Source organism: Pasteurella sp. P03HT (genome assembly GCF_054052285.1).
This window is the reverse complement of the sequence record NZ_JBSIUM010000006.1, coordinates 75,053-101,211: the sequence shown is the minus strand read 5'-3', so window position 1 is coordinate 101,211 and position 26,159 is coordinate 75,053. Positions and strand designations below refer to the sequence as shown.

Genomic DNA, 26,159 nt, shown 5'->3' with positions numbered 1-26,159 from the left:
ATTATGTGGGGAGAATAATGGAAAAAAGGACATCGGAACAAAATCACAGTCATTTTAGCAAACTGATTTCCAGCTTATTACAATGGGTGTTAAATATTTCGTTAGTGATTTTAGCCGCAATTTTGGTGATTTTTTTAGCACAAGAAACCTATAGTTTGGCGCAGGTTTTGTTAACAGAAACCAATAAAGCGTCTTATTTATTGATTGAAAAAATCGTGGTGTATTTCTTGTATTTTGAGTTTTTAGCGTTGATTGTGAAATATTTCAAAACCAATTATCACTTTCCGCTACGCTATTTTATATACATTGGGATCACCGCAATGGTGCGTTTAATTATTGTGGATCATTCAAGTGCGGTAAATACGTTACTGTTTTCAGGTTCGATCTTATTAATGGTGATTGCACTCTTTTTGGTCAGTTCAGAACGCTTAAGAAAAAGTTAATTTAAGAGGATAACAATAACATGGATATTCAACAATTTAGCCAACAAGATATTGAAATTTTAAATGAAGAAACCTTGTATAAAGGCTTTTTTGAATTAAAACGTATTCAATTTAAACACAAATTATTTGCTGGTGGCGAGAGTGGTGTTGTGACTCGCGAATTATTGGTGAAAGGTGCGGCTTCTGCGGTGATTGCGTATGACCCCGCCAAAGATGCAGTGATTTTAGTCGAGCAAGTGCGTATCGGTGCGTATCAACCGCAATCTAGCCAGTCGCCTTGGTTATTAGAATTAATCGCAGGTATGGTGGAAGAAGGCGAGAAACCAGAAGAAGTGGCATTGCGCGAAAGCGAAGAAGAAGCGGGTGTGCAAGTCACTGATTTACAACATTGTTTAAGCGTATGGGACAGCCCAGGGGGCGTGATTGAGCGTATTCATTTATTTGTCGGCAAAGTGGATAGTACACAAGCGAAAGGTATTCACGGACTTGCAGAAGAAAACGAAGATATTCGCGTGCACGTTGTGAGCAGAGAAACGGCTTATCAATGGGTCAATGAAGGCAAAATTGATAACGGAATTGCAGTGTTGGGATTGCAATGGCTACAACTTCACTATCAATCCTTACAGAAGTAAGAACTTGAATAAACACTGAACAAGTGGTTGGACCAAAAATGTGATTTAGCTTTCATTTTTAACAAATTTTTAGAGAGAAATATGACCTAGCTAACACTTTTTTACTTTAGTAGGTGAAATTTTTCTGATAAGTCGGTAATTTACAACGAGTTTTATATTTTTTATTTTTATATTTTCGTCGTAGGAGTTCGCTTTGTTCAGTACTTATACATATGATACAGCAGCGGAAGTATTTAAATTCGTTCAGATTACTGATCCGCACTTGTTTAAGGATGAAAAAGGGGAATTACTTGGTATCAATACCTTTCAAAGTTTTGTTCAGGTAGTAAAAGAAATCAAAGAAAGTGGTTTTGATTATGACTTCGTGCTCGCTACAGGTGATCTTGTGCAAGATAGCAGTAATGAAGGTTATATCCATTTCTGTGAGCAAATTCAACACTTAGAAAAAATGGTATTTTGGATCCCAGGTAATCATGATTTTCAACCAAAGATGTTTGATATTCTTAACCAAGACCAAGAGCATTTGAATGCGAAAAAACATCTTTTGCTTGGTAAACATTGGCAAATCTTAATGTTAGATAGCCAAGTTTTTGGCGTGCCGCATGGCGAGTTAAGCCAATATCAAATTGATTGGTTAGTGTCAAAATTGAAAGACTATCCAGATCGCCATGCGCTGATTGTATTACATCATCATATTTTACCAACTAATTCAGCATGGTTAGATCAACATAATTTGCGTAATGCGTATGAGCTAGCAGAAGCATTGTCTTCTTTTAATAACGTTAAAGGGCTACTGTATGGACATATTCATCAAGCAGTAGACGGTGAATGGCAGGGTTATAAAGTGATGGCAACCCCTTCTACTTGTATTCAATTTAAACCCGATAATCATTCTTTTACTTTAGACACCGTGCAACCTGGCTGGCGCGAGGTGACGTTATATCCAGAAGGTAAAATTGAAACCTGTGTAAAACGTATCCAACATGCGCAATTCTTTCCCAATATGCATGAAGAAGGGTATTAATTGCACTTAGTGCGGTACGAATTTGATAAATTCTGACCGCACGATTGTTGGCAGGTTTACAAGCCCAATGCGTACTTCAACGCCTGTTTTTTAAGTGGTGTAGCCTTATCAGCCGCAAATAAGGCTAAGTTACGTGCAATTTTAAGTGGTAATATTTCGTCTTTAAAGGCTTTATAAAAGAGATCCATGCCTGATTGCATGAGTAAGTTATCGGGTCTGCGCTGGCGTTGATAACGGCTAAGTACCTCATCACTGGCTAGCCATTCACCTTGTTGTTTAGCGCGTGCGAGGACAGTTAGTAACACATCAACATCTTTAAAACCCAGGTTCACGCCCTGACCTGCGAGAGGATTAATGGTGTGAGCAGCATCGCCAACTAAGACAATGCCTTGTTTGAAGTAATGTTGTGCATGGCGGCGTGTTAACGCAAAACTATTCGCACATTGTACTTTCACTTTGCCTAAGCGAGCAGGAAAAGCATGATTAACTTCAAGGCTTAATTTATCCATCGGTAATTGTGTGAGTTCACGAATTCTTTGTGGACTGTCATACCAAACTAGACAAGCTTGGTGATTGAGTAAGGGCAAGAATGCTCTTGGTCCTGTAGGATAAAATTGCTGCCAAGTCGTATCTTGTTGCTCAAGTTCAGTTTCGACAATCATTAACAAACAACTTTGTCTATATTGCCAGCCTGTTATACCAATGCCAGCAAGTTGACGTAATTGCGAGTTGGCGCCATCTGCCGCAATAATCAGTGGCGCAGAATAAACATCCCCATTTTGAAGCAAAATTTGCCAATTTTGACCGCACTTTTCGACTTTTTCAATTGCCATGCCGATACTGGTTTGTATATTGGCGAGAGAATCGAATGCTTTCCACAGCCCTAACTGGATGAGATTGTTTTCTACCATAAAGCCTAATTCTGCCAGATTGAGATCATGGCTATGAAAATAGGTTGAAAATCCATCTATTTCCCAGGTTTCTAAAGCTCGATAGGGACAAATTCGGGTGGCTTCAATATGTTGCCAAGCACCAAGTTTTTTTAATAAATTTACTGAAGCAACACTGATTGCAGAGATGCGGATATCATAAGGTGAATTGGGGTCAAAATGCGGTAAAGGTGAATGTTCAATGAGGTGAATATCCTGTCCTTGTTGAGCAAGGCCTAGCGCACATGCCGCACCTACCATGCCACCACCAACGACAATGATCTCTTTTTGTATGGTTGCCATTGTTCTTTTCCTTCTTACTGATTGTTGCTACATTCTACAGCTAACGAGGGAAATTCAAAAGAAATCTCTTTTTTAGCTAGCCAGCATACCGACAAGCCTGTAAAATAGCCAGTCGAATTTTTTATAGGTTAACTGAATTTTTTAAAACGATATGACACAAAAATTACATATTAAGACATGGGGCTGTCAGATGAACGAATATGATTCATCTAAAATGGCAGATCTACTCAACAGCACCCATGGTTTAGAATTAACTGAAATTCCCGAAGAGGCTGATGTATTATTATTAAATACTTGCTCTATTCGTGAAAAAGCCCAAGAAAAAGTATTCCACCAGTTAGGACGTTGGAAAGAGTTAAAAAAACAAAATCCAGGTCTGGTGATTGGGGTCGGTGGCTGTGTTGCATCACAAGAAGGTGAACATATTCGTACTCGTGCGCCTTATGTTGACATCATTTTTGGACCGCAAACATTGCATCGCTTGCCTGAAATGATCAATCAAATTCGTGGTGGTAAAAGTGCGGTTGTGGATGTGAGCTTCCCTGAGATAGAAAAATTTGACCGTTTACCAGAACCTCGTGCAGAAGGTCCAACTGCGTTTGTTTCAATTATGGAAGGCTGTAATAAATACTGTTCTTTCTGTGTTGTACCTTATACACGTGGTGAAGAGGTGAGTCGTCCTGTTGATGATGTCTTGTTTGAAATCGCACAGTTAGCGGAACAAGGCGTGAGAGAAGTGAATTTATTAGGTCAAAATGTGAATGCTTATCGTGGACCGACTCATGATGAAGGTATTTGTACGTTTGCTGAATTATTACGTTTAGTCGCGGCAATTGATGGCATTGATCGGGTTCGTTTTACAACTAGCCATCCAATAGAGTTTACTGATGATATTATTGATGTCTATCGTGATACACCAGAATTAGTTAGCTTTTTACATCTACCCGTACAAAGTGGATCGGACCGTGTGTTATCGATGATGAAACGTAATCATACGGCATTAGAATATAAATCAATTATTCGTAAATTAAGAGCGGTGCGTCCAGCAATCCAAATTAGTTCAGATTTCATTGTAGGGTTCCCAGGGGAGACCGCCGAAGACTTTGAACAAACGATGAATTTAATTGCACAAGTGAATTTTGATATGAGCTTTAGCTTCATTTATTCCGCACGTCCAGGTACTCCAGCAGCAGACATGCCTGATGATGTGAGTGAAGAAGAGAAAAAACAACGCTTGTATCTTTTACAACAACGTATTAATAACCAAGCTGCACAATTTAGTCGCGCAATGTTAGGGACTGAGCAGCGTGTATTAGTAGAAGGTCCTTCTAAAAAGGATATTATGGAGCTGACAGGACGTACTGAAACTAACCGTATTGTTAACTTCGTAGGCACACCTGACATGATTGGTAAATTTGTTGATATTAAAATCACCGATGTTTTCACGAATTCATTGCGTGGTGAAGTCGTGCGGACTGAAGAGCAAATGGGGCTACGCGTTGTACAGTCGCCACAAATGGTAATAAACCGCACGCGTAAAGAGGATGAATTAGGTGTAGGACGTTATCACGCCTAGTTTCTGTTAAATTGATTTCATCTTTTGACCGCTTAAGTCGCTTACTTAAGCGGTTTTTTTATTATTCTAATAAGGTATAGACGTATGTGTAGCTGTTATGCTTATTAATAAGCGTGAAATAGTGAACAACCGAGGTGTTTCTTGAGCCAGATTTAAAATTATGACGTGTTATTTAATAGGAATTTTGGTAAAGTGTATGCAACAAACATTGGTTTATTTTTAACAAATTTAGGTTAAGTGATATGTATACCTCAAATTTTCTCAATCTTATTTTAAACGTCGACAGTTATAAGGCATCACATTGGCGACAATATCCACCGAATACAGAGTATGTTTCTTATTATGTAGAAGCACGAAGTGGAAATTTTGATGTGGTCCTATTTGGCTTACAGGCTTTTATCAAAGAATATTTGTTAACGCCAATTCGCCAACAAGATATTGATGAAGCAGAAGTTGTATTACAAGCGCACGGATTGCCCTTTAATCGTGCGGGATGGCAGCGTTTACTGGACAAACATCAAGGTTATTTACCATTAAAAATTGAGGCAGTACCAGAAGGAACGGTTTTACCGATAGGAAACGTCGTTTGCCAAATTGTGAATACCGATCCTGAATTTTTTTGGTTGTCTGGTTATTTAGAAACCGCATTATTGCGTGCGATTTGGTATCCTTCTACGGTCGCAAGTATCTCATATTTCTGTAAGCAGAAAATTAAACAAGCATTAGAAAAATCAGCAGATAATTTAGATGGGTTGCCTTTTAAATTGCATGATTTCGGAGCGAGGGGCGCATCAAGTTTAGAAACGGTTGCGCTAGGAGGACTTGCACACCTCGTGAATTTTATGGGAACCGATAGCGTATCGGCCTTGCTTGCTGCACGTCGTTGGTATAACACGACAGAAATGCCTGCATTTTCAATTCCTGCTGCTGAGCATAGCACGATAACAGCATGGGGAAGAGAAAATGAAGTCGCCGCGTATGAAAATATGGTGGCACAATTTGCGGGTCAAGATAAAATTTATGCTGTTGTCTCAGATAGTTATGATCTTTGGCATGCCTTAGCGCATATTTGGGGCGACAAACTAAAAGATAAAATCCAGCAGTCTGGTGGAACCTTAGTGATTCGTCCAGACAGTGGCGAACCAGCTGAAGTGGTATGTAAAGCCTTAAACATTTTGGACCGTCAATTTGGAACAAAAGTAAACAGTAAAGGATATAAAGTGTTACCTGATTATTTACGTTTGATTCAAGGAGATGGAATTAATGTGCATTCGATTGAAGGCATTTTAGAACAAATCATGGCGCATGGATTTAGTGTGGACAATGTGAACTTCGGAATGGGCGGAGGGCTATTACAGCAATTGAATCGTGATACGATGAGTTGGGCAATGAAAGCCAGTGCGGTTTGTATTGCTGGAGAATGGCGAGAAATCTATAAAGATCCTGTCACAAGTCGAGCTAAACGTTCTAAGAAAGGTATACAAGCTTTAGTACAAGAAAATGGAAAATGGTGCACAATCCGCCAAGACGAATTGGGTGAACAGCAAAACCAATTACGTACCGTTTTCTTGAATGGAAAATTGTTAGTGGATGACTCCCTTGACGTGATTCGAGCCAGAACAACGAATAAAGCATAATTTCCACAAAACCTTCGCATTTCTCACTGCACAGGTGGTTTGCCTGTGCATCTTTTTATTTAAAAAACTGCGGTTGATTTTAATAAATCTGTTCTCGATTTAAATGCTTATAGACAAACAACACAAATTACTATGCCTAAGTAGTGAGCCTCACTGTGATATATACCTCATCACGTTTTAGTTTTATCTGTATTAGGTGGAGTGACTAACGAGTGATGCTTTGTTGTTGGCAGGAAATGGATTTTTGCTCGTGTGAATCAGAATTCTTATATAGCATGTAGGTGGCTGTATTCAGTCTATTTTTTGAAGTAATGAATGAGAATATCTAGGAAAATATGAGAAGATAAAGTACATAAAAAAAGCCGCTTTCGCGACCTTACTTGTTTTAAGTAATTGACATTTTAAATGGTGCCCGAGGCCAGACTTGAACTGGCACGCTTCGAAAAGCGAGGGATTTTAAATCCCTTGTGTCTACCGATTTCACCACTCGGGCAGGACCTATTCAAATTTTGTGACAACTAACTGCGTTTGGGGTTATGGAGGCGTGTCCCGGAGTCGAACCGAGCTACATGGATTTGCAATCCAGTGCATAACCGCTTTGCTAACACGCCGTTAGTTTGGAGCGGGAAACGAGGCTCGAACTCGCGACCCCAACCTTGGCAAGGTTGTGCTCTACCAACTGAGCTATTCCCGCATTCGCTGTTAGTGCGGTGCATTCTACTGATTTATAAAAATCTGTCAATGATTGTTTTTAAAAAAATTATTAATTGATGAAAAAAAGTGCAAATAGCTTGTTTTTGTTTAAAAACACATTTCTGTGGGGAAAAGTCTGTTAGATAACATAAGTGTTGTCATCATTTATTATCAAACCATCCTGCTATTCGAAACATTGACGGATTGATGTCTGATTTGATTAGAGTAAAAGATAGGATCTTTGTATGAATGGTGATTTTAAATTTTCTGAGTCATGTTGAAGAAAGATTGAGAATGGTTTTATGATGAATCGATTGATTTGCACGATTCTTGTGATATTATCAATGCACTTGAAATTATAAAAATTGCTCTTATTATAAAGAGTATAGTTCACAGAAAAAGGAAGAAATAATGGAAGTATTACATTCAACAGATGCAACATTTGCCGCTGATGTCATAAATTCAGATGTACCAGTATTGTTAGATTTTTGGGCACCGTGGTGTGGACCTTGCCGTATGATTTCGCCAATTTTAGATGAAATTGCAGCAGAATTTTCGGGTAAAGTGAAAGTCGTAAAAATTAATATTGATGAAAACCAAGCAACTCCTGCACAATTAGGTGTACGTAGCATCCCAACATTAGTGTTGTTTAAAGATGGCAAACCTGTTGCTACGCAAGTGGGCGCACTGCCAAAAAACCAACTGGCTAACTTCATTAACCAAAATATCTAATTCATTGAAGCGATAAAAAATCCCGAGTGTATCACTTGGGATTTTTTATGGTCAGTAAAATATCAGAGTGACAAAAACTGAGCAATATAGTGAGGGACAATTTGACTTGCCTTACCATAATGGGTCTCATCAAAACTTGACCGCACTTGACTTGGTTCTAGATTTAACTCAACAGTATGTGCACCATAATATGCTGCTTCACGTACAAATCCTGCTGCTGGGTAAACATGTCCAGATGTGCCAATTGCAATGAAATAGTCACATTCAGATAATGCCTTTTGAATCCTATCCATTTCTAAAGGCATTTCACCAAACCAAACAATATGTGGACGGAGTGTTTGTGGGGGATGGCAGCAAGAGCACGTGTCTTTCGAGGTAATATCTTTTTCCCAATCATAAACTTTTCCAGATTTGACACAGCGTACTTTTAGTAATTCACCATGCATGTGGATGAGGTTTTTTGAGCCTGCACGCTCATGTAAGTTGTCTACATTTTGTGTCACAATGAGTAAGTTCTTGCCGAGCTTTTGTTCTAATTGGGCTAAGGCAAGGTGCGCAGCATTGGGGCATACTTGAGATGAAAACAGTTGTTTACGTCGCTCATTATAAAAATGCTGCACTAATTCTGGGTGACGAGTAAACCCCTCTGGGGTGGCAACATCTTCTACACGGTGATTCTCCCATAAACCATCAGCAGCTCGGAATGTTTTAATGCCTGATTCAGCAGAAATACCAGCACCAGTTAATACTACGATTTTTGGGTATGTTGACATGGGATTATCTCCTTTTTGTTGCAAACCAGATGAATGATTGTTTCATGTGATCATTCAAAATCATAGCAAGACGATTTATTTTTGTGCGCGTAATTTTTGCAAAATAGCTTTCATTTCATCGTCAAGTGGGGCGCTAATTCGCAACGTTTCACTTGATTTAGGGTGTTCAAAACGAATAGAAAAAGCGTGTAAGAACAAACGATTTAGCCCTATTTTGCTCATTTGTTCATCAAATTGTTTATCTCCATATTTATCGTCTAGAGCAATTGGGTGCCCCACATACTGTGTATGCACTCGTATTTGATGAGTACGCCCTGTTACAGGTGAAGCTTTAATTAATGTGGCATTTTCATAACGTTCTTCAATGGAGAAACGGGTCTCAGATGGTTTACCCTGTTCGCTCACACGGACGATACGCTCACCGCTAGATAATTCATTTTTTAATAATGGCGCTTTGACTACTTTACAATGGGATTGCCATTGACCTCGGACTAGGGCTAAATAATCTTTTTGTACAGTTTTCTCGCGCAATTGTTCATGCAAATGACGGAGTGCAGAACGTTTTTTCGCAACCAACAAAATACCTGATGTATCACGATCTAAACGGTGTACTAATTCAAGAAAACGCGCTTCTGGTCGAAGGGCGCGTAATGCTTCAATGACACCAAAATTAAGTCCACTTCCTCCATGTACGGCGAGTCCAGAAGGCTTATTGAGTACTAATAAACATTCATCTTCAAAGAGAATTTGATTTTCTAATTGATTCACTTTATTTAATTTTGTGGAGAGTGGCGCCTGTGTTTTTTCAGAAACCCGTATAGGTGGAATCCGCACTTGATCATTTGCTTGCAACTTATATTCGGGTTTAATCCTACCTTTATTAACGCGAACTTCGCCTTTCCGTAGGATGCGATAAATTAAACTTTTGGGCACACCTTTAAGTTTTGTTAATAAATAGTTATCAATGCGTTGTCCTGCTTCATCCTCACTAATAATGAGAAGTTGGACTTGTGGATTAATGATTTTTTCGGTCGATTTTTGATTCATTTGAACAGTCTTTTTCATAAAAATTGCGCGGATCATATCATATTTTAGTATACCGTGGACGAATAAAATTACCTTGATAAATGAGAGGGATAAGTACATAATAGTGCGTATTTTTACGTCATTAAACTGACTTGAAAATGGAGCATTGTTGTTGAGTGAAATAATGCAGCAGATGGCATAAGACATTTAGTAACTTAATGATTTTATAGGTTAAAAGTAATAAATAATCTTGCGGACTCCTTAGTTTTTTAAGGGGGCTGTTTTACAAAAATGTGAGTTTTTACTTCATTTGAGTAACGCAATCAAAGCACCCAGCACTTGACAGTCGAGAGACTGACATTCTGCGACAGACACGAGGTCGATTGTGAAGAAAATATTTGATTATTTCTAACTCCGCATAGAATAAAAACGAAGAGAACAAATAATGAAAAGAATGTTAATTAATGCAACTCAAAAGGAAGAGCTGCGCGTTGCGCTTGTGGACGGGCAACGCTTATTTGACTTGGATATTGAAAGTCCAGGTCATGAACAGAAAAAGGCAAACATTTACAAAGGACGTATTACACGTGTTGAACCTAGTTTAGAAGCTGCATTCGTTGATTATGGTGCCGAGCGTCATGGTTTCCTGCCACTTAAAGAAATTGCACGTGAATATTTTCCTGATGATTACACCTACCAAGGTCGTCCAAATATTCGTGATATTTTAAGCGAAGGTCAGGAAGTGATTGTTCAAGTGAACAAAGAAGAACGTGGTAACAAAGGTGCAGCATTAACGACGTTTGTTTCACTTGCTGGAAGTTATTTGGTCATCATGCCAAACAATCCAAGAGCTGGAGGAATTTCTCGCCGTATTGAAGGGGATGAGCGTTTAGAGTTAAAAGAAGCCTTAGGCTCTTTAGATGTACCAGATGGTGTTGGATTGATTGTACGTACCGCGGGGGTAGGCAAATCCCCAGAAGAGTTACAATGGGACTTGAAGGTATTGTTGCACCACTGGGAAGCGATTAAACAAGCATCAGAAAGCCGTCCAGCGCCGTTTTTAATTCATCAAGAAAGTGATGTAATTGTACGTGCTATTCGTGATTATTTACGTCGTGATATTGGTGAGATCCTTATCGACAGCCCAAAAGTGTATGAAAAAGCAAAAGCACATATTAAATTAGTGCGTCCTGACTTTATTCATCGCGTTAAGCTTTATCAAGGCGAAGTGCCTCTGTTCAGTCATTATCAAATTGAATCACAAATTGAATCTGCATTTCAGCGTGAGGTTCGTTTGCCATCAGGCGGCTCGATTGTGATTGATGTCACAGAAGCATTAACGGCGATTGATATTAACTCATCACGCTCAACTCGTGGTGGGGATATTGAAGAAACCGCATTGAACACAAACTTAGAAGCGGCAGATGAAATTGCCCGTCAATTACGTTTACGTGACTTGGGGGGATTAATTGTCATCGACTTTATTGATATGACCCCTGTTCGTCATCAACGTGAAGTCGAAAATCGTATTCGCGATGCAGTTCGTCAAGATCGTGCACGTATTCAGATTAGTCGTATCTCTCGTTTTGGTTTACTTGAGATGTCGCGCCAACGTTTAAGTCCATCACTTGGTGAGTCCTCGCATCATGTGTGCCCACGTTGTCAAGGGACGGGGAAAATCCGTGATAATGAATCCCTATCATTATCGATTTTACGTCTCATTGAAGAAGAAGCATTGAAGGAAAATACAAAACAAGTCCATACTATTGTACCTGTTGAAATTGCTTCCTATTTATTAAATGAAAAACGCAAAGCCATTTATAGTATTGAAAAACGTCATGAAGTGGATATCGTTGTTGTGCCAAATGAAGCAATGGAAACACCGCACTTTAGCGTTTTCCGAGTGCGTGATGGTGAAGAAGTAAATGAGTTAAGTTATAACTTAGTGAAATTGCACCAAGATCAAGATGATCACTTTGTTCCAGAAGAGTCGTTAGTCTCACGTAATATCGAAACGGCGGCAGTGACAACGGAAACTGTGTTAGAAGGGGCAGCGGTATCTATGGCGATTCCTGCGCCAGCGCCATCGCCAGAGAAGAAAACAGAGCAAAAACCTTCTTTGCTTTCTCGTCTTTTCGCAAAACTAAAAGCACTTTTTGCGGATAAGCCTGCAGAGGAAGAAAAGTCGAAAAATAATCGCAATCGCAACAACCGTCATCGTCGTAATCAAGACCGCCGCAATAACCGCCGCTCACGTGGGGAAAGTGTCGAGCGCGAAAACAATGCTAAACGAGATGAAGTGGTTGAAGAGGTGATTCGTACACGTTCAGAACGTAATAATTCAGAACGTAATAGCAAACGCAATCGTAAAGCAAATGTGGCAGAAAGTGCGGTTGTGAATGAGACTATTTTAGAAAATGTGTCAGAAACTGTTGAAATTGAAAAAACAGAAGTCACCACCCCACGTCGTCAGCGTCGCGATTTGCGTAAGAAAGTTCGTGTTAGCGAAGAAACGTTGATTGAAAAAGTCAGTGATATGGACGTTGATGAACAGCTGATTGAGCCAGCTAAAACCATGGATGAGATGGTAGATATTTCACACACTGAAGTTGCATCAGCTAAAGTGGAAGAGATGGATGCGGAAAAACGTCGTGATAATAGCCGTCGTCGTTTGCCACGCCATTTGCGTGTAAATAATCAACGCCGTCGCCGCAATAGTCAAGACATGAAATCCCCAATGCCATTATTGGCAGCAATGGCATCTCCTGAATTAGCAAGTGGTAAAGTGTGGGTGGATTATCATTATGTTGTAAACAAGGAAAACCAATTTTTATCTGTAGATGAATTATTGGAACAACAAAATCAGCCTAAAGAACCTGTTGCAACCGTGCCAGCAACAGAATTAGTGATTGAAAAACATGACAAGGCTTCTTCCCCTTATCATGCATTTATGACTCAGCCAGCTAATGATTCAGTTGAGAAGAAAGTCCAAGAATCGTTACAACGTTTAGATGCAGAGCAACCGTTAGTGGAGACGGCTGTATTGGATACGAAAATTGTTGAGCCAACAGAAGAAACCGTGAAAGTTGAATCAATTTCTGAACCACTACTTGGTAGTGTTGATGTTGAATGTGTGAAGCGCGAGGAGATGGATGTGCCTGTGGTTGCGGCTGTGTCTGTGGAAACGACTCGTCTGCCTATTGAGCGTACATTTGCGTTTACTGGTCGTTTAGGAACAATTTCTGCTGTTCAACATACGAAAGCTGATATGACTTTAGCGAAAGCCAGTGATGAATTAAAAGAGATGGCAGAAATTGTCGTTTGGGCAGAATCCCGTTACTATTTCCATGGTAAAGGTGCGGCTGGACATCATAGTGCGGTGAGTCATGTTTATACAGGACCAACAAGAGCGGAAAATAAAGCAGAATAATCATTTTCTGTTATTTCTGGGCGAGGCGATAAGAAAAATAGGCATTTTGTTCTAAAATCAAACAATTGAATAAAAATATCAGTTTAATTGCTTGACTTAGAATAGGAAAATCCGTATTATTCACCTCGCTTAAATCACGGAGGAATGGTCGAGTGGTTGAAGGCACCGGTCTTGAAAACCGGCGAGGGTTTACGCCCTCCGTGAGTTCGAATCTCACTTCCTCCGCCATCAAATTTTGAAAACCGTAAGTCGAAAGGCTTACGGTTTTTTTTTCTATTTAGGATTTCATCGTAGTTATAATTTCACTGCAGTCTTATTTTTTCTTATCAAATTGTATGGAGTAGATTGGAGGCGTTTGAGACAACGGTGAGGATGGGTAGTCACTTGGCGATAATATGGCAGCAATCGTCTGTCTTTTTACCATATTATCTGTAAGCTATAGTTGTATATTGAGGAATAGGACATTCAGGTTGAGTAATAAGCTTACTTAAGCCTGATTTTCTTTAAAAGCCAAATATTCTTCTAAAACGTCAATTGCCATTAAGCATTTTGCACGGCGTTGCTGAGTAAACGCGATATGGTGTTCAATAAGCGCAAGTTCATTTGCGTGTTGTGCTTTGCGTTTCTCATCTTGTTGCCGAGTGATTTTTTCATTTAATGCTTGCAGTGCTTCATAGTATTTTTCTAAACGTTCGCGGGGAGGCAGCTGATGAATCGTTTGTTGTGTTTTAATCTTAGAAGGTCTAGGGATGCTCTTGGTTTCTCTATGTGGATTTAAGGCATCGGACAAAGCATTACATTGTGATAACAGTTTCTCAGCAAAAAAAGTACAAAGCGCGAGATCATGCTCTGCGACATTCTCTAATTGTTTAAGCGTTTGGTGAATTTCTTGATAATAGAATTCAAATGTTTGGTTATTTTCACTAAATAGACCAGGAGAAAATTTTAGCTGTACTTTTTGAGTCATGCTCTGCAAATGCTGAGCATATAAGTGTTCCACTTTAGCGGTTAAAGAAGACATAAGGGCATTTTTTTTCATACAAACCTGCGATAAAAAATCCTCCACAAAGGGAGGATTCATTGATTATAAATACATTGCAGCCAGCCACCCAAAAATAATGAGCGGGATATTGTAGTGAATAAAAGTCGGCACGACAGAGTCCCAAATGTGATCGTGTTTACCATCTGCATTAAGCCCCGAGGTTGGACCTAATGTGGAGTCAGAAGCGGGTGAACCCGCATCACCTAGTGCGGCAGACACACCGATAATTGAAACAGTTGCAAGTGGTGAGAAACCTAATGACAAGCAAAGCGGCACATAAATAGACGTAATAATTGGAACAGTTGAGAAGGATGAACCGATTCCCATTGTGATAAATAATCCAACTAATAACATCAAGAAAGCCGCAATGCCTTTATTTTCTGCACCGAGCCCTTGGCTAAATGTTTCCACTAACACGGTGACGCCACCTGTTGTATTAATCACATTTGCAAAACCAGATGCGGCGATCATCACAAAACCAATCATTGCCATTAAGCGTAGACCTTGCTGGAAAATGTCATTACTTTCTTTCAATTTAAAGATGCCACAGACGGCGAAAATAATCAGGCCTGCTAAGCCACCGATAATAGTTGAGCTGGTAAAGAGCTGTAAACCAAAAGTGACAACAATTGCCGCTAAACTTGCACCGATATGAAACGGCTTGATATTAGCAATATGGGATTCAATTTCAGCCGTGCTAATTTCTGTTGTGGTTGTCACGTAGTCTCTTGGTTTACGGTAACTGATAAAAATTGCCGTGAGTAAGCCCAAAATCATGCCAATGACCGGTACTGCCATAGCTAATGACACTTCTGCAACTGAAGTTTGTAAGCCTAACGCTGCACCTGCTTGGTTAATATTTTTTACTAACACACTTTCAATAAAGATTTTACCGAAGCCTACTGGTAATAACATATAGGTTGCGGTTAAACCAAAAGTTAATACACAAGCCACTGCACGACGATCAAGTTTTAATTTATTGAAGATCGCGAGAAGCGGTGGAATTACAATTGGAATAAATGCGATATGCACAGGAAGTAGGTTTTGTGATGAGATCGCAAATAGTGTGAGGATAGCCAGAATAAAATATTTAAAGCCTGCCATTGAACGACTTGTTGGCGTATTGCCTAAACGTTTAATCACTTTATAAGCGAGTAAATCTGTAATGCCTGATTTTGAAATGGCGACAGCAAATGCACCTAAAATAGCGTAGTTCATCGCGACTTCTGCACCACCACCTAAGCCATTGGTAAAGGTTTTAATGGTTTCACTGATTCCAAGATTGCCAGTTAAACCTGCGACTAAAGCCGAGATAACGAGTGCAATGACAACGTTAATACGTAAAAGGCTTAAAGCAAGTAAAACCACAATGGAAATCACGACTGGGTTTGATAATAACATTGTGTTGATTCCTAGGTTATTTTTTGAAAAAGAATGGTTAAATGTACTAAAAAAAAATAATTTGTCTAGAACCTTTGCATAAAAAATCACAAATTTACTGTTTATTATGCAAAATTCAATATGCTTGCGTGATGGCTTTACTCACTCGTTTGGTGAGGAAATCCTCCCAGTGCTTTCAAGTGGTTGACCATATAACAAAATAATTCTGCTGTCCGTTCTGTATCATACAGTGCAGAATGTGCTTGTTTGCCATCAAATGCGATTTTTGCTGCTTGGCAGGCCTTAACTAATACGGTTTGACCAAACATAAAACCACTTAATGTGGCGGTATCGAACATAGCAAAGGGATGAAAGGGATTACGTTTTACGCCTGTTCGTTCTGCTGCTGCCATCAAGAAGCTTTGATCAAAGGCGGCATTATGTGCCACGATGATCGAACGCTGACAGTCTGCTGCTTTTTGCCCTTTACGTACCATTTTGAATAATTCAGTAATAGCATGCGTTTCACTGACCGCCCCTCGTAGTGGATTATGAATATCTATACCATTAAATTGTAGCGATTCAGGATTAATATTCGCATTTTCAAATGGCTCAATATGAAAATGGCAAGTTTGGTCTGGAACAAGCAAGCCATTTTCATCCATTTTAACTGTAATTGCTGCGAGTTCTAATAAAGCGTCAGTTTTGGCGTTGAAGCCTGCTGTTTCAACATCAATAATGACAGGAAAATAACCACGAAAGCGATTCTTCAATAAATTATAATGGTTTGATGCAGTAAGTGTTGTTTGTGTATCTGTCACATTGTTATCCTATTTTGAAACAAATAGCGTGGACATTGCCACGCTATGACATTTTGAGGGAAAATTAACCGCACTTTGAGGATTTAGTTGCCTAATCCCGCCTGTGCTTGTTTGTTTTCAATAAATTCAATTTTATAGCCATCGGGATCTTCCACAAAAGCAATAACGGTTTTTCCGCCTTTTACGGGACCAGGTTCACGCGTGATTTTACCACCAGCGTGACGAACTGCTTCACAAGTGGCATAAATGTCATCAACGCCAATTGCAATATGACCATAAGCGGTACCTAATTCATATTCTGTTACGCCCCAGTTATATGTGAGTTCAAGAACAGCTGCATTGTCTTCCTCATCATAACCTAAAAAAGCGAGTGTATATTTATACTCTTCATTTTCACTAGTACGTAATAAACGCATTCCTAGTACATCTTGGTAAAATTGAATTGAGCGCGCTAAATCAGTGACACGTAACATAGTATGCAGAATACGCATAAGTGACTCCTAAAATTATCCAGAATAAATGTGGCAAGAAAGACTTGTCAAAAGTGCGCCAGATTATGCCATAATCCCTATGGAAAATCATTAATTTCTCAAGCGTAAGGAAAGTCTATGCAACAAAATACGTTGCTTAATTTATCTTGGCAGATTATTGGCATGAATTGGACAACTCTATCAAACGGGTGCTAATGCTTGGCATGGTTGGTAATTTGGTTTGACCGTCAAATTCTATTTTGGGAGTTTCCAGATATCGCGAACGTATTATTGTATTGATCGTTAGATAAAGATTTGAATGTACTTTAAGTACGATTTCACTAAAATAAGGCGAGAAAAAAAAGCGGTATGATACCGCTTTTCTTTTTTCAGCTTATCATTATTTAACTGCAATCATTGAGCCGAAATTAAAACATTGGAACCACAATTCCACCTGGTTAAAGCCGACGTCTGCTAATCTTGTTTTATGTGTTGTAATGCTGTCCGTACGCATGACATTTTCAAGTGCGGTGCGTTTTTGGCTGACTTCAAGTTCACTGTAACCATTGGCACGCTTGAATTGATGATGTAAGTCAATTAATAACTCATTGACTCGTTCATCTTCAAAACGGAATTTTTCGGATAACACTAAAACACCATTTGGATTTAAGCCTTGATAGATTTTTTCAAGCAATGCTTTGCGATCTTCAGGTGGTAAAAATTGTAAGGTGAAATTTAAAATGACCATTGAGGCATTTTTAATTTCCACTTGACGAATATCATCGCAAAGAATTTCCACAGGCACCGCACTTTGATAGGCATTCACGTGTTGGCGACAGCGTTCAACCATTGGTTGTGAATTATCTACACCAATGATTTTTACACCCGTTTTATCAATATTACGGCGCGCTGAAAGTGTTGCCGCACCACGTGAACAACCCAAGTCATAGACATTACTGTTTTCTGTCACAAAGCGAGACGCGAGCATACCAATCGCGGTAATAATATTGGAATAACCAGGAACAGAGCGCTGGATCATGTCTGGAAAGACTTCAGCCACGCTCTCATCGAAAGTAAAATCGCCCAATTTCGCAATCGGAGCAGAAAAAAGCGTATCTTTTAGCATAATATGTCAAATTTGGATAAAAAGTGCAGTCATTTTAGAAGAAGTTTTGTGCTATCACAAATAAATTCTTATCGGTTAAATAAATGGGTCATAGCGGATTCTTCTTGTTTAATGCGTATCGCTAAAATAACAAAATAAATCGGTAAACCAATAAGTGCGGTATATTTTGCTTGGCAGAACAAACAGAGACCAATTAACTCTGGAATGATATTTAAAAAATAGTTTGGATGACGGACATATTTGAATAGGAAAGAGCGATTGATTTTATGTTCTGGTAAAATATAAATTTTAACAGTCCAAATTTCTTGCAACTCATAAATTACATAAAAGAGCATCGCAATAGCAAAAACAAGTATGGCTAACCCAATTTGTGATGTCGTATCAAAGGTGATGTGGTTATGATTAGCTTCAAAAATCGCAGTAAGGTAGAACAAAACGTGTGCAATGGATAAAATAGTCGAATTGCGTTTTCCGTATTGTATTGCCCCCTTTTTAATCAGAGCTTTTTCATTGCGAATAGAAATCGATAAACTATAAAAGCGAATAGCTAAAATAAAAGCGAAGATAAGATTGATCAATAACATAATGTCATCCTTTACGTGAGTAAATTCCCATGAAAGTGCGTAATATAACAAAAATGTGGCGTGACTGCACGAAAATGCAAGAGATTAATTCAATCAATTGATTGCGAAGTAAGATCAGTTCTCTCCCTGAAATACTCTTTTTCTCTTAGTATATTTTCCGCTATAATTGGCGTAATTTTTTTCATTATTGATATAAACAAAGGATTTTTGACATGATGCGTACACATTATTGCGGTAGTTTGAACCGTAGCAATATTGGACAAGAAGTAACATTGAGTGGCTGGGTTCATCGTCGCCGTGATTTAGGTGGGTTGATTTTTATTGATATGCGCGATCGTGAGGGAATCGTACAAGTTTGTTTTGATCCTAAATATCAGGATGCATTAACGGCGGCTGCGGGATTACGCAATGAATTTTGTATTCAAATTCAAGGTGAAGTGATTGCACGTCCAGAAAACCAAATTAATAAAAATATGGCGACAGGTGAAGTGGAAGTCTTAGCAAAATCACTTTCAATCTATAACAGTGCAGAGCCATTACCATTAGACTTCAACCAAAACAATACGGAAGAACAGCGTTTAAAATACCGTTATTTAGATTTACGTCGTCCAGAAATGGCACAACGTTTAAAAACACGTGCAAAAATTACCAGCTTTGTGCGTCGTTTTATGGATGACAATGGTTTCTTGGACATTGAAACGCCAATGTTGACGAAAGCGACCCCAGAAGGTGCGCGTGACTATTTAGTACCAAGCCGCGTTCATAAAGGGAAGTTTTATGCATTACCTCAATCACCACAATTGTTCAAACAATTGCTGATGATGTCAGGTTTTGACCGTTATTACCAAATCGTAAAATGTTTCCGCGATGAAGATTTACGTGCGGATCGTCAACCTGAATTTACCCAAATCGATGTGGAAACGTCTTTCTTAACTGCGCCAGAAGTGCGTGAAATTATGGAAAGAATGGTTCACGGATTATGGTTAGACACTATCGGTGTAGATTTAGGCAAATTCCCAGTAATGACGTTTGCGGAAGCTATGCGTCGCTTTGGTTCTGATAAACCAGATTTACGTAACCCATTAGAAATGGTTGACGTTGCTGATTTATTAAAAGACGTCGAATTTAAAGTGTTCAACGGTCCTGCAAATGATCCAAATGGCCGTATTGCAGTGATTCGTGTCCCAAATGGCACTGAAATTACACGTAAACAAATTGATGAATACACGCAATTTGTCAGCATTTACGGGGCAAAAGGCTTAGCGTGGTTAAAAGTGAATGATTTAGCAGCGGGTATGGAAGGGGTGCAAAGTCCAATTGCAAAATTCCTTTCTGAAGACGTGTTAAAAGCACTTTTAGAACGTGTACAAGCGCAAACGGGTGACATCTTATTCTTTGGTGCGGACACTTATAAAGTGACGACCGATGCAATGGGCGCATTACGTCTGAAATTAGGTCGTGATTTAGGTTTAACGAAATTAGACGAATGGCAACCACTTTGGATCATTGATTTCCCAATGTTTGAATGTGATGACGAAGGTGGTCTTGCAGCAATGCATCACCCATTCACGTCACCGCGTGATTTCAGCCCAGAACAATTAGAAGCAGACCCAACAAGTGCCGTTGCAAATGCTTACGATATGGTGATCAATGGCTATGAAGTTGGTGGTGGTTCAGTTCGTATCTTTGATCCAAAAATGCAACAAGCGGTATTCCGTATTTTAGGTATCAACGAAGAAGAACAACGTGAAAAATTTGGTTTCTTACTAGATGCCTTAAAATTTGGTACACCACCGCACGCAGGGCTTGCATTTGGTTTAGACCGTTTAACAATGTTGTTAACTGGAACCGAGAACATTCGTGATGTGATTGCATTCCCGAAAACAACGGCAGCGGCTTGTTTAATGACTGATGCTCCGAGTGTCGCGAATCCACAGGCATTAAATGAACTCGCAGTACAAGTGGTAAAAGCGGAATAAGTAGGGAAAAAGTGCGGTTAAATTGACCGCACTTTTTTATCACTGAAGACAAAAATGTAAAGAGTTATCGTCGTACTAGATAATTGAATGGTAATTTACGTCATTGAATTTCCTTTGATTGAAGAAGAAAAAATGATTTTTTAGGATATTTTATGCATAAAAGTATCTTATTATTTCCTATCATTTTATTAACGGCTTGTTTTGATAATGTTGAACCGAATAGACATTTACTGCCAGATTTAGCGTATTCTTTTGATACCAATGAAGTAGTCGCTATTCAGTCTGATTTTCATATTTTAGCACAACGTCTCCAATGTATGAATGCTCAAAATGAAACACGTACAGGGGGAGAATATTGTGCAAGCTTACGTTTGATCTCGCAGAAAACCAATGTAGAATGGCTCAATCAGTTTTTAGATGGTTTAGCGTTAAGCATACTGACGGAAACCAAATCTTCAAAACAAGGTATTGAACAATTAGTACAAAATTGGTTCAATGATGTCTTACCTGAATTAGAATCGAGTCAAAGTTGGGATTATTCGCGGGAAATTCATTTCATTGGACAGCGCGGTCGAATGGCGACCTTTTCAGTGATCACAAGTTATTATACTGGTGGTGCCAATGGTTTATATGATACGCAATTTCTAAATATCGATTTGATTGATAGAGTGATTTATCGATTAGAAGATTTATTAATCTCGCCAGATAGATTACCGATGCTCACACAATTGCTATGTGATAAAAATATGGCTCGACTACATCATTTAAATGCGATTCCACATCATATAAACAGCGATGAGTTTGAAGCAATCGATAATTTTGTTTTCACAATTAACGGACTGACATTTCGTTACCCCGTCTATTCATTAGGCTCTTATGCAGAGGGAGAAATAGATTTAGTTTTACCTTACTCCCAGCTAAGAGATATTATCAAGCCTGAATTTTTACATTGATCCGATTTATGTATAAAAATCCTAACAGTGTTTTAGTCGTAGTATTTTGTGAAAAATCCAAGCGTGTACTGATGTTGCAACGTCGCGATGATCCCACCTTTTGGCAATCAATCACAGGCTCTCTAGAACAAAATGAATCTCCGATGCAGGCTGCGATAAGAGAAGTAAAAGAAGAAATTGGAATTGATGTGATCGCTGATGCCTTAACAATTTTTGATTGTCATGAGCGGATAGAATTTGAAATATTTGCGCATTTCCGCTATAAATACGCACCTGGTGTGACACACTGTATGGAACACTGGTTTTTGTTAGCATTACCAGAAGAAAGTGAGCCTGTATTAACAGAGCATATCGCGTTTCAATGGCTACCTGTAAAAGACGCCGTTGAATTGACAAAGTCGTGGAATAATCGCGCACTCATTGAAAAATATTTATTAAATCAAGTATAGAAAATGTGTAATAGAAGACAGTTATACTTGTTCTGACTTAAGAGGAAAACACAATGGCAGGCCATAGTAAGTGGGCAAATATTAAACATCGTAAGGCTGCACAAGATGCACAACGCGGTAAAATCTTTACAAAATTAATTCGCGAATTAGTGACCGCTGCAAAATTAGGTGGGGGAGATGTGAGTTCAAACCCTCGTTTACGCGCAGCAGTAGATAAAGCTTTATCAAGTAATATGACACGTGACACGATTAATCGTGCAATTGAACGTGGTGTGGGTGGCGGTGATGATACCAATATGGAAACCAAAGTGTATGAAGGTTATGGTCCAGGTGGTACAGCCGTGATGGTTGAGTGTTTGAGTGATAACGCAAACCGCACAATTTCTCAAGTTCGTCCAAGTTTTACAAAATGTGGTGGTAACTTAGGAACAGAAGGCTCCGTCGGTTACTTGTTTAGTAAAAAAGGACTGATCTTGATTGAGTCTGGTGACGAGGATACGATCATGGAAGCGGCAATTGAAGCTGGTGCTGATGATGTACAAGCACAAGATGATGGAAGTTTTGAAGTTTATACGGCTTGGGAAGATTTGGGGACAGTACGTGATGGTATTGAGGCGGCTGGAATTAAAATCGCTAATGCAGAAGTGACGATGATCCCATCAACAACTGTTGAGTTAGATGCTGAAACTGCGCCAAAATTACTCAAGTTAATTGATATGCTAGAAGACTGTGATGATGTACAAAACGTGTATCATAATGGTGAAATGAGCGATGAAGTAGCCGCATTGCTATAAATAACTCATTGTATTTAGGAACTTTTTGAATACAGTATTGTCTAATATATGCATGGGTTGTGCATTTAATTATTTATTTTAGGAGAATTTATGAAATTAGCTAAACTTTTTACTGGTTTAATGGTAGTTGGCGCATTAACAGCGTGTTCTCAAAATATGGTTTCAGAAACAAAAATGGCTGAGAAAAAAGCGATGGAAATGAAAATGATGGAACCAAAATTTGAGACTGCAGCGTATTTCTGTGATGTTAAAGGCAAGAGAAATCAGGTTGTGTCTGTGACTTACGCTTTTGTGGGTGGTAAAGCAGACAGTGCAACAGTTAGCATTAACCGTAAAGTTGTTGGTCATGAAATGAAACTGGATGGCACTTATCAAGATGGTGTACGTTTCGTAGAAGGCAATAAAGTTTGGTTATTAGATGATGGATTTGCTGCAAATACAGTGAATATGACTGTTCCAGTGATGTTTACAGATAACGATAAAATTCTTGCAAGAAATTGCCGTATTGCAAAATAATTTATCTCAACTAATAGAAACAACATGGATTTACAGTAAAATGTAAATCCATTTGTTTTTTTGAGGCATAGCATGGCAATTATTTTGGGGATTGATCCAGGTTCACGAGTGACAGGATATGGCGTTATCCGTCAAACTGGAAAGCAGCTCGAATACTTGGGAAGTGGGGTAATTCGTACTGCTGTGGATGATTTACCTACACGATTAAAACGTATTTATCATGGTGTCAGTGAGATTATTACACAATTTCATCCAGATATGTTTGCGATTGAGGAAGTATTCTTAGCGAAAAACGCCAATTCTGCACTGAAATTAGGTCAGGCGCGTGGCGCAGCAATTGTGGCAGCAGTTAATCAAGAATTACCCGTTTTTGAATATGCCGCCCGCTTGGTCAAACAAACTGTGGTAGGGATTGGATCAGCTGATAAAGTACAGGTACAGGATATGGTAACGCGCATTTTAGCATTATCAGAAAAACCGCAGACCGATGCTGCGGATGCCTTAGCCATTGCGATTACCCATGCTCATTCTATTCAACATTCCTTTCATGTTGCAACGTCTGCAAGAACAACAGAAACACATGAAAAAATGACCGCGCTTTTAAAAACACGATATAGCCGAGGCCGTTTTCGATTAAAAATTTAGCTGGATATTTATCCAGTTTTATTTTATTCTATAACGTAATATAGCATGCCGAATGGGGAAAATATGATTGGTCATTTAAAAGGACGTCTCGTCGAAAAACAACCTCCTGAAATTTTGCTCGATGTGCAAGGTGTGGGGTATGAATTACTTTTGCCTATGACTAGCTTTTATGATTTACCTGAAGTTGGGCAGAATGTTGCTTTATTTACGCATCTTGTTGTGCGTGAAGACGCACATTTGTTGTTTGGATTTTCACAAAAAACTGACCGCACGTTATTCCGCGAGTTGATCAAAACGAATGGTGTGGGACCTAAATTAGCATTAGCTATTTTATCAGCCATGTCTGTGACTGAGTTTGCTTATGCTATTGAAAGAGAAGAACTCTCTAAATTGATTAAAATTCCTGGCGTGGGTAAAAAAACGGCAGAACGTTTACTCGTAGAGTTGAAAGGCAAATTTAAAGGCATTCAGCAAGAAGATTTCTTTGTACAAAGTCAACATTTACCGAGTGTTGAACAACATATTCAACCAAGTGAAGAACCAAGCGGCGAGGCGATTTCTGCCTTGATCGCATTGGGTTATAAAGCAATGGAAGCTGAGAAGATGGTGAAGAAAGTGAATAAGCCTGGATTTTCAAGTGAACAATTAATTCGTGAAGCCCTAAAAGCCTCGCTATAAGATAACGTGAAAGATATATGATTGAAGCAGACCGCATTATTAGTACAAGTGCAAAAATCGACGAAGAATATATTGACCGAGCAATTCGTCCTAAATTTTTACAGGATTATGTGGGGCAGCCACAAGTTTGCGAGCAAATGACGATTTTTATTCAAGCGGCAAAATTACGTCAAGATGCTCTAGATCACTTACTCATTTTTGGTCCACCGGGTTTAGGGAAAACAACGTTGGCGAATATCGTCGCAAATGAAATGGGCGTCAATATTCGAACAACATCAGGACCAGTTTTAGAGAAAGCGGGTGATTTGGCAGCGATGTTAACGAATTTAGAACCACATGATGTACTTTTTATTGATGAAATTCATCGTTTATCTCCTGCAATCGAAGAAGTGCTTTATCCAGCTATGGAAGATTATCAATTGGATATCATGATTGGCGAAGGTCCTGCCGCTCGTTCTATCAAATTAGATCTTCCTCCCTTTACTTTAATCGGCGCAACAACGAGAGCAGGGTCATTGACTTCACCATTGCGTGATCGTTTCGGTATTGTGCAGCGGCTAGAGTTTTATTCAGTCGATGATTTAACGTCGATCGTGGCACGTAGCGCGCATTGTTTAAATCTAGATATTGCAGCGAATGCATCTTATGAAATTGCGCGTCGTTCACGTGGTACGCCTCGAATCGCTAATCGATTGTTAAGACGTGTGCGTGATTTTGCTGATGTACGCAATGGCGGGACCATTTCAGAAGAGATTGCAAAAGCCGCTTTATTAATGCTAGATGTAGATGATGCGGGCTTCGATTATTTAGATCGTAAGTTGTTAAATGCTGTCATTGAACGCTTTGATGGTGGACCTGTCGGTTTGGATAATTTGGCTGCTGCTATTGGAGAAGAGCGAGATACGATTGAGGATGTATTAGAGCCCTATTTGATTCAACAAGGTTTCTTACAACGTACGCCAAGAGGGCGGATGGCTACATCAAGAACTTATCGACATTTTGGTTTAGAAAAATTAACGGATTAAAATGAAAAAGCGTATTGCTTTAATCAAGTAATACGCTTTTTACGAAAAATTATTGCTGTTTTAAATGATTTAATTTTGCTAATGCGAAGTCACAGCTTTTGATTTGTGTAGCAAGCTCCATTTCTAGAATTTGCTGCTTACTTTGATTCAGTTTGCTTTTGATTTTGCCTACTTGAGTATGAGTACCTGGTTGTTTTTCAGCTTCAGCAATAAGATTCTCAGTTTCTTGAAAAAGCTTTTCACATTGTTGTGGCACTGCGGCATAAGTATTAGTTTTGATGTCTTCTGATTTGGCTACAGCATATGATAAAGGAGAGATGAGCGTAGCAGCGGCAAAAAGTGCGCCTAAAATAACGTGAAATTTTTTCTTCATTGTAATTCCTTTGAGTCCTTTTATTTTAAGACAAGTCGATCATTGCAAAAGTAACAAAAACCATGTTGGATGTCTAGCCTTTTGTTGATTTTTTATCCAAACTGTGATTTTTATTACACTAGTCGT

General features: G+C 39.0%; 24 protein-coding genes, 4 tRNA genes and 2 pseudogenes. 17 read left to right on the top strand and 13 right to left on the bottom strand.

The features are described from left to right. Window positions 1-17: 17 nt before the first annotated feature. From psiE to cpdA, 3 genes are all read left to right on the top strand, one after another. Window positions 18-443 (top strand): phosphate-starvation-inducible protein PsiE, encoded by a 426-nt coding sequence (gene psiE, locus ACWIT3_RS06555; protein ID WP_457161954.1) that lies wholly within the window; start codon window positions 18-20, stop codon window positions 441-443. Between the two features lie 20 nt (window positions 444-463). After that, entirely contained in the window at window positions 464-1,075 is a 612-nt protein-coding gene (gene nudF, locus ACWIT3_RS06550) for an ADP-ribose diphosphatase (protein ID WP_457161953.1), read from the top strand. A gap of 193 nt (window positions 1,076-1,268) precedes the next feature. Further along, window positions 1,269-2,099, top strand: a complete 831-nt coding sequence (gene cpdA / locus ACWIT3_RS06545) for a 3',5'-cyclic-AMP phosphodiesterase (protein ID WP_457161952.1) — start codon at window positions 1,269-1,271, stop codon at window positions 2,097-2,099. 56 nt (window positions 2,100-2,155) lie between these two features. Here the strand turns inward: cpdA and ACWIT3_RS06540 are convergent, their stop codons facing one another. Beyond that, on the bottom strand, window positions 2,156-3,331 hold the full coding sequence (locus tag ACWIT3_RS06540) for an FAD-dependent monooxygenase (protein ID WP_457161951.1): 1,176 nt from the start codon (window positions 3,329-3,331) through the stop codon (window positions 2,156-2,158). Window positions 3,332-3,482: 151 nt separating this feature from the next. On the opposite strand from ACWIT3_RS06540, the gene miaB reads away from it, so the two are divergent. Both miaB and ACWIT3_RS06530 read left to right on the top strand, forming a co-directional pair. Beyond that, window positions 3,483-4,907: a tRNA (N6-isopentenyl adenosine(37)-C2)-methylthiotransferase MiaB gene (gene miaB, locus ACWIT3_RS06535; RefSeq protein ID WP_457161950.1), complete on the top strand. Its 1,425-nt coding sequence runs from the start codon at window positions 3,483-3,485 to the stop codon at window positions 4,905-4,907. A 242-nt stretch (window positions 4,908-5,149) separates the two neighbouring features. Continuing rightward, a complete protein-coding gene (locus tag ACWIT3_RS06530; RefSeq protein ID WP_457161949.1) occupies window positions 5,150-6,544 on the top strand; it encodes a nicotinate phosphoribosyltransferase in 1,395 nt (464 codons plus the stop codon). Window positions 6,545-6,950: 406 nt separating this feature from the next. Here the strand turns inward: ACWIT3_RS06530 and ACWIT3_RS06525 are convergent. The 3 genes from ACWIT3_RS06525 to ACWIT3_RS06515 all read right to left on the bottom strand — a co-directional run bounded on the left by ACWIT3_RS06525 (window position 6,951) and on the right by ACWIT3_RS06515 (window position 7,238). Next, window positions 6,951-7,037, bottom strand: a tRNA-Leu gene (locus ACWIT3_RS06525). A 44-nt stretch (window positions 7,038-7,081) separates the two neighbouring features. Further along, window positions 7,082-7,155, bottom strand: a tRNA-Cys gene (locus ACWIT3_RS06520). 7 nt (window positions 7,156-7,162) lie between these two features. Next, a tRNA-Gly gene (locus ACWIT3_RS06515) sits at window positions 7,163-7,238 on the bottom strand. Window positions 7,239-7,645: 407 nt separating this feature from the next. Here ACWIT3_RS06515 and trxA point away from each other — a divergent pair. Beyond that, window positions 7,646-7,969 carry a thioredoxin gene (gene trxA / locus ACWIT3_RS06510; protein ID WP_457162018.1) on the top strand — a complete coding sequence of 108 codons (324 nt, stop codon included), beginning with the start codon at window positions 7,646-7,648 and terminating at the stop codon, window positions 7,967-7,969. 62 nt (window positions 7,970-8,031) lie between these two features. Here the strand turns inward: trxA and cobB are convergent, their stop codons facing one another. Beyond that, window positions 8,032-8,742 carry a Sir2 family NAD+-dependent deacetylase gene (gene cobB, locus ACWIT3_RS06505; RefSeq protein ID WP_457161948.1) on the bottom strand — a complete coding sequence of 237 codons (711 nt, stop codon included), beginning with the start codon at window positions 8,740-8,742 and terminating at the stop codon, window positions 8,032-8,034. Between the two features lie 75 nt (window positions 8,743-8,817). After that, window positions 8,818-9,789 carry a 23S rRNA pseudouridine(955/2504/2580) synthase RluC gene (gene rluC, locus ACWIT3_RS06500; RefSeq protein ID WP_457162017.1) on the bottom strand — a complete coding sequence of 324 codons (972 nt, stop codon included), beginning with the start codon at window positions 9,787-9,789 and terminating at the stop codon, window positions 8,818-8,820. Window positions 9,790-10,213: 424 nt separating this feature from the next. Here rluC and rne point away from each other — a divergent pair. The 3 genes and pseudogenes from rne to ACWIT3_RS06485 form a co-directional block, all read left to right on the top strand. After that, window positions 10,214-12,779, top strand: a pseudogene (rne, locus tag ACWIT3_RS06495) (ribonuclease E); the annotation flags it as partial. A gap of 203 nt (window positions 12,780-12,982) precedes the next feature. Then, window positions 12,983-13,198, top strand: a pseudogene (locus ACWIT3_RS06490) (polyhydroxyalkanoate depolymerase); the annotation flags it as partial. A 138-nt stretch (window positions 13,199-13,336) separates the two neighbouring features. Next, window positions 13,337-13,426: transfer RNA gene (locus ACWIT3_RS06485), tRNA-Ser, on the top strand. Window positions 13,427-13,685: 259 nt separating this feature from the next. On the opposite strand, the gene priC is transcribed toward ACWIT3_RS06485, so the two are convergent. From priC to ACWIT3_RS06455, 6 genes are all read right to left on the bottom strand, one after another. Then, on the bottom strand, window positions 13,686-14,237 hold the full coding sequence (gene priC / locus ACWIT3_RS06480; protein WP_457161947.1) for a primosomal replication protein PriC: 552 nt from the start codon (window positions 14,235-14,237) through the stop codon (window positions 13,686-13,688). 45 nt (window positions 14,238-14,282) lie between these two features. After that, complete coding sequence (locus tag ACWIT3_RS06475) at window positions 14,283-15,641, bottom strand: Na+/H+ antiporter family protein (protein WP_457161946.1); 1,359 nt, start codon at window positions 15,639-15,641, stop codon at window positions 14,283-14,285. 137 nt (window positions 15,642-15,778) lie between these two features. Continuing rightward, on the bottom strand, window positions 15,779-16,441 hold the full coding sequence (gene rnt, locus ACWIT3_RS06470) for a ribonuclease T (protein WP_457161945.1): 663 nt from the start codon (window positions 16,439-16,441) through the stop codon (window positions 15,779-15,781). Between the two features lie 83 nt (window positions 16,442-16,524). Next, window positions 16,525-16,932, bottom strand: a complete 408-nt coding sequence (gene gloA, locus ACWIT3_RS06465) for a lactoylglutathione lyase (RefSeq protein ID WP_457161944.1) — start codon at window positions 16,930-16,932, stop codon at window positions 16,525-16,527. Between the two features lie 379 nt (window positions 16,933-17,311). Then, window positions 17,312-18,037 carry a carboxy-S-adenosyl-L-methionine synthase CmoA gene (gene cmoA, locus ACWIT3_RS06460; protein ID WP_457161943.1) on the bottom strand — a complete coding sequence of 242 codons (726 nt, stop codon included), beginning with the start codon at window positions 18,035-18,037 and terminating at the stop codon, window positions 17,312-17,314. Between the two features lie 68 nt (window positions 18,038-18,105). Then, window positions 18,106-18,621, bottom strand: a complete 516-nt coding sequence (locus tag ACWIT3_RS06455) for an isoprenylcysteine carboxyl methyltransferase family protein (protein WP_457161942.1) — start codon at window positions 18,619-18,621, stop codon at window positions 18,106-18,108. 212 nt (window positions 18,622-18,833) lie between these two features. Between ACWIT3_RS06455 and aspS the strand changes: the two genes are divergently transcribed. From aspS to ruvB, 8 genes are all read left to right on the top strand, one after another. After that, window positions 18,834-20,600, top strand: coding sequence for an aspartate--tRNA ligase (aspS, locus tag ACWIT3_RS06450; protein WP_457161941.1), 1,767 nt, complete (start codon window positions 18,834-18,836; stop codon window positions 20,598-20,600). A gap of 152 nt (window positions 20,601-20,752) precedes the next feature. Continuing rightward, the gene (locus ACWIT3_RS06445) at window positions 20,753-21,553 is read left to right on the top strand and encodes an RsiV family protein (protein WP_457161940.1); all 801 of its coding nucleotides are present in this window, start codon (window positions 20,753-20,755) and stop codon (window positions 21,551-21,553) included. Window positions 21,554-21,561: 8 nt separating this feature from the next. After that, a complete protein-coding gene (nudB, locus tag ACWIT3_RS06440) occupies window positions 21,562-22,002 on the top strand; it encodes a dihydroneopterin triphosphate diphosphatase (protein ID WP_457161939.1) in 441 nt (146 codons plus the stop codon). A 53-nt stretch (window positions 22,003-22,055) separates the two neighbouring features. Continuing rightward, window positions 22,056-22,796 carry a YebC/PmpR family DNA-binding transcriptional regulator gene (locus ACWIT3_RS06435; protein WP_457161938.1) on the top strand — a complete coding sequence of 247 codons (741 nt, stop codon included), beginning with the start codon at window positions 22,056-22,058 and terminating at the stop codon, window positions 22,794-22,796. A 90-nt stretch (window positions 22,797-22,886) separates the two neighbouring features. Beyond that, on the top strand, window positions 22,887-23,312 hold the full coding sequence (locus ACWIT3_RS06430) for a hypothetical protein (protein WP_457161937.1): 426 nt from the start codon (window positions 22,887-22,889) through the stop codon (window positions 23,310-23,312). 72 nt (window positions 23,313-23,384) lie between these two features. Continuing rightward, entirely contained in the window at window positions 23,385-23,957 is a 573-nt protein-coding gene (gene ruvC / locus ACWIT3_RS06425; RefSeq protein ID WP_457161936.1) for a crossover junction endodeoxyribonuclease RuvC, read from the top strand. A 63-nt stretch (window positions 23,958-24,020) separates the two neighbouring features. Next, a complete protein-coding gene (ruvA, locus tag ACWIT3_RS06420; protein WP_457161935.1) occupies window positions 24,021-24,635 on the top strand; it encodes a Holliday junction branch migration protein RuvA in 615 nt (204 codons plus the stop codon). Between the two features lie 17 nt (window positions 24,636-24,652). Next, window positions 24,653-25,660: a Holliday junction branch migration DNA helicase RuvB gene (gene ruvB / locus ACWIT3_RS06415; RefSeq protein ID WP_457161934.1), complete on the top strand. Its 1,008-nt coding sequence runs from the start codon at window positions 24,653-24,655 to the stop codon at window positions 25,658-25,660. Window positions 25,661-25,709: 49 nt separating this feature from the next. Here the strand turns inward: ruvB and ACWIT3_RS06410 are convergent, their stop codons facing one another. After that, on the bottom strand, window positions 25,710-26,033 hold the full coding sequence (locus tag ACWIT3_RS06410; protein WP_457161933.1) for a DUF5339 domain-containing protein: 324 nt from the start codon (window positions 26,031-26,033) through the stop codon (window positions 25,710-25,712). Window positions 26,034-26,159: the final 126 nt, after the last annotated feature.

Coding starts and splice junctions, on each gene's coding strand:
- miaB (WP_457161950.1), top strand. CDS start 3,483: ATGACACAAAAATTACATATTAAGACATGGGGCTGTCAGATGAACGAA.
- cmoA (WP_457161943.1), bottom strand. CDS start 18,037: ATGCTAAAAGATACGCTTTTTTCTGCTCCGATTGCGAAATTGGGCGAT.
- priC (WP_457161947.1), bottom strand. CDS start 14,237: ATGAAAAAAAATGCCCTTATGTCTTCTTTAACCGCTAAAGTGGAACAC.
- ACWIT3_RS06435 (WP_457161938.1), top strand. CDS start 22,056: ATGGCAGGCCATAGTAAGTGGGCAAATATTAAACATCGTAAGGCTGCA.
- cobB (WP_457161948.1), bottom strand. CDS start 8,742: ATGTCAACATACCCAAAAATCGTAGTATTAACTGGTGCTGGTATTTCT.
- ruvB (WP_457161934.1), top strand. CDS start 24,653: ATGATTGAAGCAGACCGCATTATTAGTACAAGTGCAAAAATCGACGAA.
- ACWIT3_RS06540 (WP_457161951.1), bottom strand. CDS start 3,331: ATGGCAACCATACAAAAAGAGATCATTGTCGTTGGTGGTGGCATGGTA.
- ruvA (WP_457161935.1), top strand. CDS start 24,021: ATGATTGGTCATTTAAAAGGACGTCTCGTCGAAAAACAACCTCCTGAA.
- rluC (WP_457162017.1), bottom strand. CDS start 9,789: ATGAATCAAAAATCGACCGAAAAAATCATTAATCCACAAGTCCAACTT.
- nudB (WP_457161939.1), top strand. CDS start 21,562: ATGTATAAAAATCCTAACAGTGTTTTAGTCGTAGTATTTTGTGAAAAA.
- ruvC (WP_457161936.1), top strand. CDS start 23,385: ATGGCAATTATTTTGGGGATTGATCCAGGTTCACGAGTGACAGGATAT.
- ACWIT3_RS06455 (WP_457161942.1), bottom strand. CDS start 18,621: ATGTTATTGATCAATCTTATCTTCGCTTTTATTTTAGCTATTCGCTTT.
- psiE (WP_457161954.1), top strand. CDS start 18: ATGGAAAAAAGGACATCGGAACAAAATCACAGTCATTTTAGCAAACTG.
- ACWIT3_RS06445 (WP_457161940.1), top strand. CDS start 20,753: ATGCATAAAAGTATCTTATTATTTCCTATCATTTTATTAACGGCTTGT.
- aspS (WP_457161941.1), top strand. CDS start 18,834: ATGATGCGTACACATTATTGCGGTAGTTTGAACCGTAGCAATATTGGA.
- ACWIT3_RS06430 (WP_457161937.1), top strand. CDS start 22,887: ATGAAATTAGCTAAACTTTTTACTGGTTTAATGGTAGTTGGCGCATTA.
- ACWIT3_RS06410 (WP_457161933.1), bottom strand. CDS start 26,033: ATGAAGAAAAAATTTCACGTTATTTTAGGCGCACTTTTTGCCGCTGCT.
- nudF (WP_457161953.1), top strand. CDS start 464: ATGGATATTCAACAATTTAGCCAACAAGATATTGAAATTTTAAATGAA.
- ACWIT3_RS06530 (WP_457161949.1), top strand. CDS start 5,150: ATGTATACCTCAAATTTTCTCAATCTTATTTTAAACGTCGACAGTTAT.
- ACWIT3_RS06475 (WP_457161946.1), bottom strand. CDS start 15,641: ATGTTATTATCAAACCCAGTCGTGATTTCCATTGTGGTTTTACTTGCT.
- gloA (WP_457161944.1), bottom strand. CDS start 16,932: ATGCGTATTCTGCATACTATGTTACGTGTCACTGATTTAGCGCGCTCA.